The organism is Planctopirus hydrillae, assembly GCF_001707835.1.
GTDB lineage: Bacteria > Planctomycetota > Planctomycetia > Planctomycetales > Planctomycetaceae > Planctopirus > Planctopirus hydrillae.
The window spans coordinates 23258-38202 of the sequence record NZ_LYDR01000128.1; the positions used below are offsets into that span (position 1 = coordinate 23258).

Annotated in this window: 9 protein-coding genes; 5 read left to right on the forward strand and 4 right to left on the reverse strand. The window is 52.2% G+C overall.

Annotated features, from left to right (window positions below; genetic code table 11):
• Window positions 1-2 precede the first annotated feature (2 nt).
• Both A6X21_RS15990 and A6X21_RS15995 read right to left on the reverse strand, forming a co-directional pair.
• Window positions 3-524 (reverse strand): TlpA family protein disulfide reductase, encoded by a 522-nt coding sequence (locus A6X21_RS15990; protein WP_068849636.1) that lies wholly within the window; start codon window positions 522-524, stop codon window positions 3-5.
• Window positions 525-619: 95 nt separating this feature from the next.
• Window positions 620-2143, reverse strand: coding sequence for a carboxypeptidase M32 (locus tag A6X21_RS15995; RefSeq protein WP_068849638.1), 1524 nt, complete (start codon window positions 2141-2143; stop codon window positions 620-622).
• A gap of 317 nt (window positions 2144-2460) precedes the next feature.
• On the opposite strand from A6X21_RS15995, the gene A6X21_RS16000 reads away from it, so the two are divergent.
• The 3 genes from A6X21_RS16000 (at window position 2461) to A6X21_RS16010 (ending at window position 5219) form a co-directional block, all read left to right on the forward strand.
• Window positions 2461-3492, forward strand: coding sequence for an alpha/beta hydrolase (locus A6X21_RS16000; protein WP_068849640.1), 1032 nt, complete (start codon window positions 2461-2463; stop codon window positions 3490-3492).
• Between the two features lie 86 nt (window positions 3493-3578).
• On the forward strand, window positions 3579-4529 hold the full coding sequence (locus A6X21_RS16005) for a GGDEF domain-containing protein (protein ID WP_068849642.1): 951 nt from the start codon (window positions 3579-3581) through the stop codon (window positions 4527-4529).
• A 114-nt stretch (window positions 4530-4643) separates the two neighbouring features.
• Window positions 4644-5219 carry a hypothetical protein gene (locus A6X21_RS16010; protein ID WP_068849644.1) on the forward strand — a complete coding sequence of 192 codons (576 nt, stop codon included), beginning with the start codon at window positions 4644-4646 and terminating at the stop codon, window positions 5217-5219.
• A 120-nt stretch (window positions 5220-5339) separates the two neighbouring features.
• Here A6X21_RS16010 and A6X21_RS16015 read toward each other — a convergent pair whose 3' ends face one another.
• Window positions 5340-6764 carry a bifunctional folylpolyglutamate synthase/dihydrofolate synthase gene (locus A6X21_RS16015; RefSeq protein ID WP_068849646.1) on the reverse strand — a complete coding sequence of 475 codons (1425 nt, stop codon included), beginning with the start codon at window positions 6762-6764 and terminating at the stop codon, window positions 5340-5342.
• Between the two features lie 154 nt (window positions 6765-6918).
• Between A6X21_RS16015 and A6X21_RS16020 the strand changes: the two genes are divergently transcribed.
• The gene (locus tag A6X21_RS16020; RefSeq protein WP_068849649.1) at window positions 6919-7419 is read left to right on the forward strand and encodes a DinB family protein; all 501 of its coding nucleotides are present in this window, start codon (window positions 6919-6921) and stop codon (window positions 7417-7419) included.
• A gap of 110 nt (window positions 7420-7529) precedes the next feature.
• Here the strand turns inward: A6X21_RS16020 and A6X21_RS16025 are convergent, their stop codons facing one another.
• Entirely contained in the window at window positions 7530-7952 is a 423-nt protein-coding gene (locus A6X21_RS16025; RefSeq protein WP_068849651.1) for a GxxExxY protein, read from the reverse strand.
• 599 nt (window positions 7953-8551) lie between these two features.
• On the opposite strand from A6X21_RS16025, the gene A6X21_RS23780 reads away from it, so the two are divergent.
• Entirely contained in the window at window positions 8552-12403 is a 3852-nt protein-coding gene (locus A6X21_RS23780) for a DUF885 family protein (RefSeq protein ID WP_083233661.1), read from the forward strand.
• Window positions 12404-14945: the final 2542 nt, after the last annotated feature.

A 14945-nucleotide genomic window follows, 5' to 3' on the forward strand; every position in this document is an offset into this window, starting at 1 on the left:
AGTCACTTCACCTCAGCAAGTGCTGTCTCAATGGCTTTCTCAATACCCTCAGGGTGATGTTCGCGCCAGACAATCTGTCCATCACGCCCCACCACGAGAATTGTCGGGATTCCTTCGACCGACAACTCATCAAAAAACGACTCAGCACCATAAGCGTTCGGCCAGGGGATGGCTGTTTCTTTGACAAACGCTTCACTTTCTTTCAGCCGCTCTTGTCCCTCATTGGTCACTCCCAGAAAGACCACACCCTGAGGTGCGAAGGTCTTTTGCAACGCAATGATTTCGGGCACGGCCCGCTTACAGGGCCCGCACCAGAATGCCCATAGATCAATAACGAGAACTTTTCCTTTCAACTCTTCGGCCGTCGGGCCGGGCCCATTGATCCAGCCTTGCTCCGCAAATGCAGGCAAAGCTCCATGCCTCTGGAACTCTCCACCGCTTTTCGTGGGGAAGTAAATGCGAGTGAAGATCACCACTACAATCATCACACCGGCCAGCGCATAGAAAAAAGCTCGCTGAGACATGATCCAACTCCTTAGTCAGCGGCTGATTGCCGCCAGGTTGATCCGGGCGTTCCCCTGCAAAAGGCTGGCCATGATCTGATTGTTTAAGCACATCCTTACAATGAATAAATCGCAGCGTATTTCGCTTCCAGATGCCGTAAGAGCGGCTCATGCGTCAGTTTTTGCCCAGTGGCTTTTTCGATGAGAGCCGGGGCTGTGTATCGGCGTCCCCACTGATGAACTTTTTCCTTGAGCCATTCCTTCAAAGGTAGAAACTCACCACGAGAGAACTGCGCCTGCAATTCGCCCAGATCTCGACTGGCCGCTTCAAACAGCATTCCTGCATAAAGATTGCCCATAGCATAAGTGGGAAAGTAACCAAACAGCCCGGCACTCCAGTGAATGTCCTGCATGCATCCCATCGCATCGTTTGGAGGCACAATCGAAAAGTCCCGCTGGAAAGCACTGTTCCAGGCCGATGGCAGATCGGCAGGCTTCAGCTCACCAGAAATCAGCTTCAGTTCAATTTCAAACCTCAGCATGATGTGCAGGTTATACGTCGCTTCGTCGGCCTCGACTCGAATGAACGATGGCTCCACAACGTTAATCGCCTGATAAAACTCGTCCTGACTGACTTCTTTCAGCGCTGTGGGAAAGGCCTGCATTGCCCCGGGATAAAAGTAATTCCAGAAGGCCATACTTCGGCCCACAAAGTTTTCCCACAGCCGCGACTGAGATTCATGAACTCCGAGCGAGCAGGCCGTGCCGCAACCCAGTCCAAACTGGTCATCGGGCAAGCCCTGTTCGTAAATGCCATGCCCTGCTTCGTGCAGGACACCAAAAAATGCTGAGTTGAAATGATGATCCAGATATCTGGTGGTCAATCGCACATCGCCAGGCCCCACCCCTGAGCAGAATGGATGGGCCGATTCATCGAGCCTGCCTCGCTCAAAGCTGAAGCCAATACAACGAGCCGCTGCCTCAGCAAACACCTTTTGGGCCGCTTTGGGATAATGACGCTCCACGATTTCTTTGCCAGGTTTGGTCGATGAAGCTTGAATACGCCCGATCAGATCAACAAGCCTGGGTCGCAAGGCTCCAAAGACTTCTTGAATCGAAGCGGCGGTGGCACCCGGTTCGTATTCATCGAGCAGAGCGTCATAAGGGTGCCCGTTTCCATAGCCCACCACTTGAGCTTCTTCCCGCTTCAAGTGGACCATTTTCTCGAGCCAGGGCAGAAATGCCGGAAAATCCTGATCTTTGCGGGCCTTGATCCAGGCTTGCTGAGCCAGGCTGGTGGTCTTTGATAACTCTTCGACAAGCCGCCGGGGGAGTTTCTTTGATCTCTCGTAATTGCGACGAGCTTCGCGAATATTGGCAGCAATCACCGAGTCTTCATCAGTCGTGGCCTGCGACAACTCCTGCAGCATTTCCCCAATTCGAGGATGGGTCGCTTTTTCATGGACGAGGCCAGCAATCATCCCCACCTGCTCGGCACGAAAGGCAGATCCTTCGGCAGGCATACCCGTCTGTTCATCCCACGACAGGACAGCATTGCATGAACTCAGTACCGCCACTTCGCGGAGTTGCTGGCAAAGTTCTTCATACGGGCCGGTAGATGCTGCAGAAGCGCTGGACATCAATCATCCTTGGAAAATTGCGGTTTCAATAAAACGGTCATTCAACCATATCGTTTGTTGGCACGGCCTGATCGTCAAGCGCACCGTCCCAGTTCTCCTTGCCGAACCGCCGGAGTGAATTCTGCTTCTGACTCAAATTCCTCGTTTGCCCTCTGGAAAGTCAATCCAAACTTCTCCATGCTTCCATAACGGAATGACCCGTTGGAGAGGTCGATCGATGAGATGTTCAATCTCTTGAATGAGCTTTCCAGCATGAACAGTCTTCTGACACCTTCGACGCCACATCCTGACTTCGAGTTCCATCGCGGAGAATCCCCATGAACCTGACGACCACCACGACTTCTCCACATTCACCGCTTCGTTCCCGTCTGCGGGGAATCGCTTCGACACTTTCCTACGGAGCCATTTTGTGCCTCCTGTTGAGCCACGTATCCGTATTGAAAGCGGAAGAGCCTCAAAAGTACGAACACGGACCTGATTCCGAGCGTAAAGAAGGCGTTCCTCGCGGCAAGATCGAAAAGTTCGAACTGAATGACAGCAAGGTCTATCCCGGCACATTTCGCGAGTGCGCGATCTACGTTCCCGCACAATACAAGGGCGAACCGACAGCCCTCATGGTTTTTCAGGATGGACATACTTACCTGGGTGAGAAAGGTGACTTTCGAGCTCCAGTCGTCCTCGACAATCTGATTCATGCCAAAGAATTGCCACCCATCATCGCCGTCTTCATCAATCCGGGCAATAAGGGCAAACTTCCGGAAACTCCGTGGAAGACAGATCACCGCAGTGTGGAGTACGATTCACTGGGTGATACCTATGCCCGCTTCCTGCACGAAGATGTCCTTCCCCGCGTCAAAGCCAAGTACAACATTACGGACGATCCCAACCAACGCGCGATCTGTGGAATTTCGTCGGGTGGGATTTGTGCCTTCACCGTCGCGTGGGAACGACCCGACAGCTTCCGCAAAGTCATGACACAGGTTGGAAGCTTTACCGATATCCGTGGCGGCTATGTCTACCCGACACTCATCCGCAAAACTGAGAAAAAGCCGATCAAAGTCTTTCTGCAAGCCAACGAGTTCGATGTCGATAATCAGTTCGGAAACTGGTACCTCGCCAATAAGCAGATGGCCAGTTCCTTTAAATACAAAGGCTACGATTACAAGATCGTCGAAGGCAAAGGTGCCCACAACGGCAATCACGGCGGCGTCATCTTCCCTGACGCCATGCGCTGGCTCTGGTCAGAAAGCACGAGCCCTGATGTCGATAAGAAGACCGACTCTTCTCCCAAAACCGGCAATCAGAACAGCAGAAAAAACACTACCAGTACCAACACTTCCAAAAAGTAGCCATTACGTGCCCGGTGCTTGTCAGGATCTGCCAAACCGACTTCCGGGCCAGCGGATCACTCTACGTTTTGGCTGCTTGAGACTTTATGCTTCCCAGTTCATTCACCAAACCGAAATTTGCTCACAATGCTCAGGATCAACCTGGGCATCGTGAGCCTTTCTCGTGGTGGAACCGGTCGGGTAAGTCGAAAGAAAAAAGTGTTTCACGCTTGAAGACCAGCCATCCCTGGATTCACCAACTGGTTGTCTGGGTGATTGTCGTCGCTATTTTTTTACGTTGCCTCTTTGCTGCCCCCGGGGAATTCCGCTGGATCTTTCCTGTCGCATTTGCGGCCATCGCTTATTACGCCACAGCCATCTGGCCATGGTTGTTTGCAGGCCTCGGGACTGCCTACATGACGTTTCAATCGATCTGGCGGCCGGGCGTCTCCACCAGCAGTACGATCTCGCTCCTTGCAGTCTGCCTGTTAAGCGCTGTGTGGGGACAACATCTTCGCAATCAACTGATTGCCGAACAGGTTCGCTCACGCCGGGATCCTGTCACAGGTTTGCTGAATGCCCGTGGATTTGAAGAGGTCCTTCAAGAGTGGATCCTGATCTCGCGGAAAGAGCAACATCCCTTTGCTGTGGTCTATATCGACTGCGATCGATTCAAGACAGTGAACGACGAACAAGGTCATCAGGTGGGCGACGCCCTCCTCAAAATTGTCGGCGAAGTCTTGAGCCAGAACGTCCGCCAGGAAGATGCCGCTGCCCGATTAGGTGGTGATGAGTTTGCCATTCTCATGGCTGATATGGATGAGATTCAGGTCTTGAGTCTCGTCGAGAAACTTCTGGCGAACCTGCGGGCTCAGATTACCAACGCGCGAACAGCTACGACTTTCAGCGTGGGAGTGGTCTTATTCTCGGAGATGGCCCCAGATCCGCTGACATGCCTGTCGCTGGCTGATCAAGCCATGTATCATGTGAAAAGGCATGGTCGCGACGGGATCCACGTCGAGCGATATCCCCAAAAAATTGACACTTTCAAATCCTGATTAATTTTCGCAATTCAATTGCAATATTGTTTCCAGCAGTTAGATTGACTCGTTCCCAACAGGCTTGAACAACACGTCTTACACCTCTTTCTCTTTTGCAGACTGGAAGCTTCGATGCAAACTTTCAATGGATTCAAACTGGCGGCTGCACTTTGCGTGCTGACAACTTTCACTCTCGGTTGTGGCGGCAGTGGCGATTACAAAACAGCAACTCAGTTAAAGCAGGAAACTGGTCACGACGATCACGGCCACGAACATGGCCCTGCCGGCCCGAATGGTGGCAGCCTGTTCTCGCTCGCCAAGGATTTCAAAGATGTTCAGGGTGAAATTGTGGTCGATGGCAAACGCCATGCGCTGATTATTTTCCTTCTGGGGAGCGACGGCAAGACTCCTTACACCACCACAGCCACCGAAGTGGAACTGGCTGGCGAAGGGGGCGATAAGCTCGTGCTCAAGGCCGCTCCACTCGAAGGCGAGGCTGATGGTAAAACGTCTCGATATGAGCTCGTTGACGAAGCAAAAATTCATGAACTGATCGAAGCTGGCTTCATTCACGGGACAGCCAAGATCACCATCGATGAAAAGGTCTACACTCCATTCCTCGATGTCCACATGGATCACGATCACGACCATGATCATGACAGCAAAGAAAAAGCCCCAGCCGAAAAAGCCCCAGAAGAGAAGAAGTAGTCTCGCTTCAAAACAGCCTTCTGCCAATGGATCTCGACAATCGACAATGATCTTCAGCGGTGCATGGCCTCTTTGGTCATGCACCGCTTTTTCGTTGATCATCTGTGTATGATCGATAAATTATTGACCAGCAAGAATCGATCCGCGAACCTCGGCAATCAGATAAAATGAACCAGTAATCACAATCAGCTCTTTGAATTGATGATCACTGGGCTGGCCACAAACGTTTCGAGCCATCGCCAGGGCTTCCATCGGTGTCGCAGCCGTCAGAAACGGCTGGTCGCTAATCGTGCGGGCAACGATCGACAGTTCCTGCACGCTGACTCCTCGCGGGTTCTCCTGATATTTCGTGAGGATCAGTCGATCCGCGTGATGCCGTACCAATCGCATCAGCCCCGAGACATCTTTATCGCGTGTGGTTCCAAAAATCACTGTGAGTCGGCAGTCTTTGAACTCGTCTTGCAGCGTATTAAAAAGTGCATTCATCGATGCCCAGTTATGTGCTGCATCGAGAATAATGGGCGGCTTCCCGGGAATCAGTTCAATCCGCCCTGGCCAGACTGAATTTTCCAGGCCGACCACCATTCGATCCCGTTTCCCTTCACTGGGATTCTCTCGCACAGCCAGCCATTTCTGCCCGCCATGAGTGCCTCGCCATCTTTCCCAGGCCAGTAGACCGGCAAATAAGGCGAGAGTCGTGTTCGATTCCTGATGTTTCCCCAGCAGCGGAACCCGGCACAAGACTTCACCGTTACCCCACGGAGCATTCGTCGCAGAGACGCCGATCTGTCGTTTGCCAGGATCATCGGGTGACCTTTCATCGAGGCTGCGGCAGAAAAGCTGCTCTCCCAATTGCCATAGAGGAGCATCACGTTCTTTCGCAATCGCCGCGATGACAGGCCGAGCCAACTCATCGAGGACACCACTCACCACAGGAACATTCGCCTTAATGATCCCCGCTTTTTCTCTGGCAATCAGATCCGTCGTTGCACCAAGAATCTGTGTGTGATCCCGGCTGATATTCGTAATCACGCAGACCAGCGGCTGGCAGATGTTTGTTGAATCGAGCCGCCCGCCAAGTCCCACTTCCAGCACTGCGATCTGGACCTGCTTACGCATGTAGTGCATCCAGGCCATGGCCGTCACAGCCTCAAAAAATGTGACATGCCATTCCGGTCCCTCGCGATCCATCTCCTCAATCACGGGAACAAGATCTTCGACCAGTTGTCGAACTTCTTCTTCGCTGGGCAGTTCGCCATTAACAGTAAAACGCTCTTCGAGCCGGTGAATATGAGGCGATGTAAACAGACCCACAGAGAGCCCTGCTCCCCTGAGCAGGTTGGCCACCATCGTCGAAGTTGAGCCCTTTCCTTTCGTGCCGGCAATATGCACGACGGGAATCTTCTTCTCGGGATGACCAATCCTTTCCAGCAGCCGCTGCATCCGGCCAAGTTTCAATGTTTCACCCCGCAAGGAGTCGGCATGAGCCCGCTCATAATTCACGCGATGGAGCAGAAACTGGATCGCTGCGTCGTAATCGTGCACGGTCTACCTGTCGCTGGAAACTTCCATCATTCCTGTCGATGCAACGAATCCCATCGTCGCAATCACATCGATCAAAGACTCATTCCTTCGGACGGCTTGAGTTTATCCCATGATCATCACAAGATAAGAGCAACACAGCAAAGGACATCTCACCATGCGAACGCCGACCAGTGCCATCCAGGTTTATCAGTCACAACTTGTCTTTGCCCGCACAAAAACGCTTGCCACGCTGGATGAGCTACTCAAGACCGATCCTACAGGCCGAATTCTCGGCTGGCGGCCTGGCCCAGGACGTGCTCACTTCGCCTGGCAAATTCTTCATGTGGGGATTACGGAAGAACTCTTCGCCACAGAGCGTCTCATGGCCCGCCCGGCTGCCTTTGCCGATCTCGTACCACGCTTCAAAGGAGGGAGCACTCCGGATGAGGAGATTCCGGAAGCCGAACTGATTCGCAATGTCCTCAGCGAAACTCGTCAGCACCTTTTCAGTGCGCTCTCGACGTTCAATGATGATGATCTGGGTGTGATTCCGGAACCCCTTCGCGATCGCGGCTGGAATCTCGAACGAGTCCTCCAGGTTCTCGCCTGGCACGAAGCCCACCACCAGGGACAGGCGCACGCCGCCCTTAATCTCTATAAAGCGACTCACGGCTAGGTGTTTGGTGACTTCTGAGGCTTTGATTAAAAGATTTTCTCACGCGAAGCCGCGAAGATCTCCAAGAGATTCTGCTGTCAATAACTAAGTTTCTCCTGAGCTTCCCTCAGTCAGGACTTATGAATCCGTAAGGCTGAATCGTGGGTTGCGACGTGATTGTTGACAACTCTCTTGACTCCGTCTTTGAACATGACAGAGCCGAAATTGATCAAAAGACCCAGTGGTTGTTTCATAAGCCGTAGATAGGTCAACACTTGCTTATGATGAATCGGTGCCAGGCACTCCACGGATTTAAGCTCCACGACGAGGCAATCGTTGATTAACAAGTCGACTCGAAACCCCTCTTCAAACTGGATGCCTTCAAATTCAAATTTGATGCCAACCTGCCTCTCAACCTTGTGTCCCAGTTTCAACAGTTTTCTTGCCAAAACAACTTCATAGACGGATTCTAGCAGTCCGGGCCCCAACTCTTTGTGGATGTGAAATGCCGCATCAACAGTAACTTTCGATAATTCTTCAATACTTGGCGACATCTGACTGATCCCAAATTATCAAGCGGAACAAATAAAATCTTAAATCAAACGTTCACGCTGAATGCCACGCAAAGTCAATAGTCCACCTGTCAACTCGAATCATTTCAAATCAAAATACAAACCGCAGTTCAATGAACAGTCATTTCCAATCAAATCTTGCAAAACCGGATGCTTATCAAAAAATCAAGATTTAATTGACCCGTTGTTCGGCACTTGCCGCATTCAGCATTATTGCCTTTCCCTTCGAGATCTTCGCAGTTTCGCGAGAGCCCCTTCCGCATCGCTTTCTCAATCACGACCTCTTCAGCATCAACCATGGCAAAATGATCTCTCATCCGCCCATTTCACTTTGCAGAGCAACGCCACTTTGTCATGATCTTCTGCTGTGGAAAACGTCATATCCCTGTACCAAATACTCGTCATGCATGATGGCTTTCGTTAGAAGACCACTTCTGAGGAAGCTGTGATAACCGATGATTTTCAGGCAGAATTTGACTCAAGCTGTTACTCTTTTTGTTCCTCACAACGATCCTGATGCTTAGAGTTCAGCGTTCATCAGACGCTCTGCATCGGTCTCCCGCAAACTCAGGAATCACGTTATGCCGTCAGCCTCTCGACGAGAAACAAAATGCCATACCCTAGCATTGCTTTCTCTGGCCATTCTCTGTCTTTCGGAAATGCAATTCATGTCGATTGCTGCTGCTGAAGAGATCATGTTGAAACCGCCCGTGGCAAAAACCGATAACATTCCCGAAGTCTTCCATGGCGAAACGATCGTCGATCCTTATCGCTGGCTCGAAGACCAGAAAGCTCCCGCCACTCGGGAATGGCTCAGCGAGCAAGCCAAGTACCTCACAAGTTCTGCCAGTAGCTGGCCGCAAATTCCCGAACTCAAGGCCCGGTTAGCAGAACTCCTCAAAGTGGACAGTGTCGGTATGCCGGTCGTTCGCGGCGGCCGCGCCTTTTTCTCGAAACGTACTGCCTCTGCCGATGTCCCCAGCATCTGGTACAGGCCATCGGTGAATGCTCCCGATGAACTCCTGATCGATCCGCAGAAGCTCTCGTCGGATGGAAAAACGACTGTTAATCTGATGGATGTCAGCCACGATGGCAACCTGCTCATCTGTGGTGTTCGCACTGGTGGCGAGGACGAAGTCACCCCTCGCCTGTTCAATGTCACCACCAAATCGTTCGCCGCGACTGAGTTCCCGAAAGGTCGCTATTCCAGCCTCTCGTTCTCACGCGATGGCCAGAAGGTCTATCTTTCGCGTCATGACCAGCAGATCGGCCCCCGCGCGTATGTTCGCGACCTCGCCACTGGCAAGGAAACACTCCTGTTTGGCGAAAAGTTCGGCCCGGAGAAGATTCTCGGTGTGCGTCTCTCAGAAGATGACCAATGGCTCATTTACCATGTTTATCTCGGGGCCTCCTCGCAGAACGATGTCTACATTCAGTCGCTCGCCAAGCCCAACGAACCAATCCTTCCCTTCGCAGTCGGTCTTGAGGCCGAGTTTGAAGTCGATGCGATTGATCATCGTGCGATTGTCCGGACCACCTGGAAAGCACCCCGAGGCCAGTTGCTTCTCGCAGATCTTCGTCAGCCGGTCCTTGATCAATGCCCCGTCATAGTGCCTCAGTCTGAGGCATCACTCGAAGGGATCTCACTCGTTGGGGGGAAGCTCTTTATCCGCTGGTTGCGAAACGTAGTCTCAGAACTCAAAGCCTACGATCTCACCGGGAAAGAACTCTTTTCGATTGATCCTCCCACAATAGGCACTATTTCCGCTGCCTCAGGGGCGTGGGATCAATCCGAACTCTACTATAGTTTCAGCAGCTATATCGTTCCGGGCACAATCTTTAAGTTTGATATTCCCACACAGAAAACAACGGTCTGGCATCAATCCGAGATCCCCTTCGACAGCGAAAAGTTCACCGTCCGGCAGGTGTGGTTCCCTTCCAGAGACGGTACCCGCATCCCTATGTTCATTGCTCATCGCAAAGGCCTCGAACTCAATGGGACGAACCCCACTTTGCTCTATGGCTATGGAGGTTTTGCTGTCAATCTCACACCTGGCTTCTCAACCAAAGCCGCTCTCTGGATGGAACTGGGTGGTATCTATGCCGTCGCGAATCTGAGGGGTGGCGGCGAGTTTGGTGAAGACTGGCACACGGCCGGCTATCTCAAAAAGAAACAGAACGTATTCGATGATTTCTATGCCGCTGCCGAATACCTGATTGCCAACAAGTACACATCGCCCGCCCATCTGGCCATCAATGGTGGCAGTAACGGTGGTCTCCTCGTGGGCACAGCCATGACCCAGCGACCCGAACTCTTCGCAGCGGTCGTCTGCTCCTATCCGCTGCTTGATATGCTCCGCTATCACCAGTTCCTCGTCGCTCGTTTCTGGGTCCCGGAGTACGGCAGCAGTGAAGATCCCGAAATGTATCCCATTCTTAAGTCGTATTCGCCCTATCACCACATCGACCCGAACGTAAACTACCCGGCGGCCATGTTCATTACCGGAGATGCGGATACGCGAGTTGATCCTAACCATGCCCGCAAAATGGTTGCCCGGCTGCAAGCCGTCCCTGCGCTCAAACGACCCATCTTTCTGATGTACGATGATGCGCTGGGACACACCGGTGCCCGGCCTGTCAGTAAGACCATCGACGACCTCGCGATCGAACTCGCATTTCTACTGAAATATACAAATGGCAGCGGGACATCTGGTGCATCAACGACTGATAACTCGCCGGTCTGCTCGAAATCCGTCGCCGACGCTGAGCTGGAAGCCTTTTTCGATCAGGAGTGGGAACAGACACTCAAGAACTCACCCACGTTTGCCTCATATCTGGGCGATACCCGCTACGATGCGCTCTGGCCAGATATCTCGCTTCCTGCCATCAAGCAGCGTCACGAGCAGATGAAGATCTCTGCCGAAAAGCTGGAACAGATTCGCGGCAAGCCACTCTCCGCCAAAGCTCAGTTCAATGCAAGGCTCTATGCCCGCCAACTTGCGATGAACATCGAAGAAACGAAAACCAAATGGTACCTCGTCCCTCTCACTCAGCGGGAAGGGATCCAGGATGAAAACTCACTCGCGGACTCCATTCAGTTTGACGATCTCGCCAGCTATCAGAACTGGATTGCCCGGCTCAACAGCTTTCCTGTCTATATGGATCAGACCATTGCCCTGATGGAAGAAGGGATTCGCGAAGGCCGCCTGCAGCCGAAGATCACCATGCAGCGGGTCGTCAAGCAGATCGAGCGACAGATTGTCAAAGATCCGAAAGAAAGCCTCTTCTACAAGCCGTTAACCAGTATCCCTCAAGATCTTGCTCCTCACCGCGAAGAACTTCAGCGGGCCACTCAGGAAGCGATTGGCACGAAGGTTGTCCCTGCCTATCAGAAGTTCCTCGATTTCTTTACCAACAAGTATCTACCAGCCTGCTATGCAGGAGCGGGTGTTTCCAATCTTCCTGGCGGCGACGAAATCTACAAGTTTCGAGTCCGTGAATTCACGACTCTCGATATGACCCCTGATGAAGTCCATCAGATTGGCTTGAATGAAGTCGCGCGTATTCGTGCCGAAATGGAAAAGATCCGCGAGCAGGTTCAATTTCAGGGCGATCTGAAGGCCTTCTTCGAATCCTTACGCACTGATCCCAGGTTCTACTTCCAGAATGAAAAAGAACTTCTCACTGAATATGAAGCCTTTTGTAAACGGGTAGACCCGCAACTGACGAAACTCTTTAAGACGTTGCCGCGAATTCCTTATGGCGTGAAGGCCATCCCCGCCAATATGGCGCCAGATACCACAGCGGCCTATTACTACCCACCCTCGGCTGATGGCTCACGTGCCGGCATGTTCTTCGTGAATCTCTATCAGCCACAAATGCGACCTAAGTACGAGATTCCTGCACTATCACTCCACGAGTCTGTTCCTGGGCATCACCTGCAGATTGCACTGTCGACTGAACTTGAAGGCGTCCCCAATTTCCGCCGCTTTGCTGGTTTTACGGCTTTCGTCGAAGGCTGGGCACTCTACAGTGAAAGCCTCGGCGAAGAACTAGGTGTCTACGAAGACCCTTATGCCAAATTCGGGCAACTCACGTATGAGATGTGGCGTGCCATCCGTCTCGTAGTCGATACGGGCATTCACTCGAAAGGCTGGACTCGGGAACAGGCGATCCAGTTTTTCCGAGATAACTCGGCCAAGACGGAACTCGATATTGTGAACGAGGTGGATCGTTACATTTCGTGGCCCGGTCAGGCTCTGGCTTACAAGATTGGCGAATTGAAGATCAAGGAACTTCGCAAGAAGGCCAAGGCTCAACTGGGTGAAAAGCTCGATCTGCGCGAATTCCACGATGTCATTTTAAAGAACGGAGCGATTCCACTGGCAGAACTGGAAGTCGTCGTTGACGACTGGCTCGCCAGCAAAAAGTAATGAGATCTCTCTGAAAAGTGTTCGAGGCAGCCCTTGCATTTCTCAAAGCGGCAAAGATCGTTCGCCTGCGAATGACTTACTTGCCGCAGGGAGAGCAGGCTTTCGTACCCAACACCGAGTCATTCCCTTTGACGGCTTAAAAGCAGCTCGTTCCACCATTGCAGCAGGCCATCAATCGTTCGCATTGTGGCTTCACCACCCCGGTAGAAATAGAATTCATACCGGGGACACCAGGCGGGACGGCGTGAGATGCGTCGACTTCAAAACCGACCGGACCGTCGGTTCCGTTACTTGCGATTGTTACCGCCCTCTGGATTCAGTCGTTCACGCAGAGCCTTCGATCCGTACTCGCCTCTCGTGCAGAACTTGCATGGACAGAACGGTGGCTTGCCCTTTGCATCGGGAAAATAACGCCATCCAACGACCTGTGGCAAAGCACGTACGTCATGAATCTCTTTGGCTTCGATCCGACGTGGAACAACCACCTCCCATCCCTGAGCATCTTCTGCAGCATCAAACTCCGCAACAGATTCGGCCGCAGTCATTTCGCGATGGTTTTGGTTGTAGTGTCCAACCCAAACTGTATCAGTGTCAGGTATGCGAAAGTAGATGCCAACAATCGGTCCAGCGTTCCGACGCTTCAGTTCGCGTAACCATTGATGCGATACGTAAAAGTCTCGTACCACGGGCACCGCGAAGACACCACCAGGACATCCGCCAAACTGCTCGCGAAGTCGCGAGATGCCAACTCGCTGAATTTGCTTGGACTGTGATTCCAGAGCGAGGTGAACGAACATCGCCATCAGTTTAGGTTCTATACATACGAAAAAATTTGTCGAAAATGATTTGTCACACCGCGAAACAAGTCGCGACGTAGCGCCGATCGGATTCCCTTGCTACACCACTCTTGACATCTATACTATACCGCAAATTTGACAATCGCAATTTGAAACTCAGAGAGCGGATTGTTCCTCGTATAAAGTCAGCCTGAATCACAATTGCCACCAAGAGGAAACCAAACCTCATTCTGCTTCACCACCCCGGTAGAAATCCGAATTTCAACCGGGACCACCCAATGATTTGTCACCGTCGTACTGCCCCTTTTATGTCTCATTCGTGCATCGGTTTAACGGTGGCTCGGGATTGAATCGAGACTGTCATTCTTGCTTCTTTAACGCCAACCGCGGGCAAAGCAGTTCATGACCGGATGTCAACGTTACCGCAAACATCCTGCCGAACTTCGGGCTTTCCCAGACTCTGCTGATGTATCCAACCTGGCCTGATTCGTATGGGTTATTTTCATTACACACTCGCCGTGTTATAACAAGATCCCCGATTTCCAGGTCCACGTAACATAGTGCACACGGTCCAGGGACTGCAGTACCCATCTCGAACTCGGGATATCTTTCTGCATACCACGACGCGACGTCACCGACGCTGAGATGCATCGTGTTTCCACAAGTTGGGCAAACTGTATATGGCACAACATCTCTCCTGAACGCTCATAATCACCCGGCGGTCGCAAATGATCGTCTAACATAATGTACCCGATCGACCGTTTGGGTGCATTATGTTGTTATGACTCCATTCTTGGTCACCGACCAGTTGTATCGCGACACGTTTGGCTGGTAACGCCAACTTGGCCATAGACAACGCGTGATTTGCCGACCAGGTAATCATACCGCGAATTAGCATTCTACACGGTCATCATCACGTTCTAGAAATAACAATCGTACTCATTGAAGTCATTGCTCCCACTATCGACCTCAGCCAAAACACACAACAATTCGTTTGACCCATAGTTGCCGATGTGGCGATGGCCAAACATGTAATCGCAACCTCAACCATTGTAAAAGCCAGTGCGCATGAAATAGGCATGGCCAGCAACGTCATATTTGACCTGTAAACTGTTTCCGAACGCGTCATCAAGCGTCGGGTGCTGTACGGCCGGGATCCCCTTCTTCACCGGGCGAAAGAGTTTCAATCCGCTTCCAAAGCTCATCCGAAAGTGCGTGTCGCTTGATCATAAGCTCTCTTTCTTGAGTGGAGTGATCTTCACATAATCAGCTCATCACCTGCAAGATCGAATGTCCATACGGCCTGGAATCTTGGTAGGGAAGCTAACGCTGCCTGGACCAGCGGGTGTGGTCAGGTTGGTTGAACCCAGCACGGTGGCGCCGTTAAGCAGCTGAGCGGTGACAGGTGAGTCGTCGCCTGGGTCGCGGTTGACGTTGGCGGTGAGGGTGAGGTTGCCGGAGGCGGGTTTCAGGAGGGGGACCAGAGGGAAGCTGGCGGAGGTTGTGGCGGGGTTGGGGGTTTCGACAATTCGTGTGGTCATGGGAGGGACTTTCGGGAATGGGGTGCTGAAAAAAATGGGAGAGAAGGGGTTGGGGATGGGTTTGGTTCGAGGTGGATAGGGGAAGGAATTGTGAAGAGCGGAAGGGAAATGGGAGAGGAAAAGAAACCGGCCGCCAACGATGACGGCCGGGTTTGAGGGAATGGGGACGGAGATGGGTCAGGACGGAGTTTGGGGTTACATCAG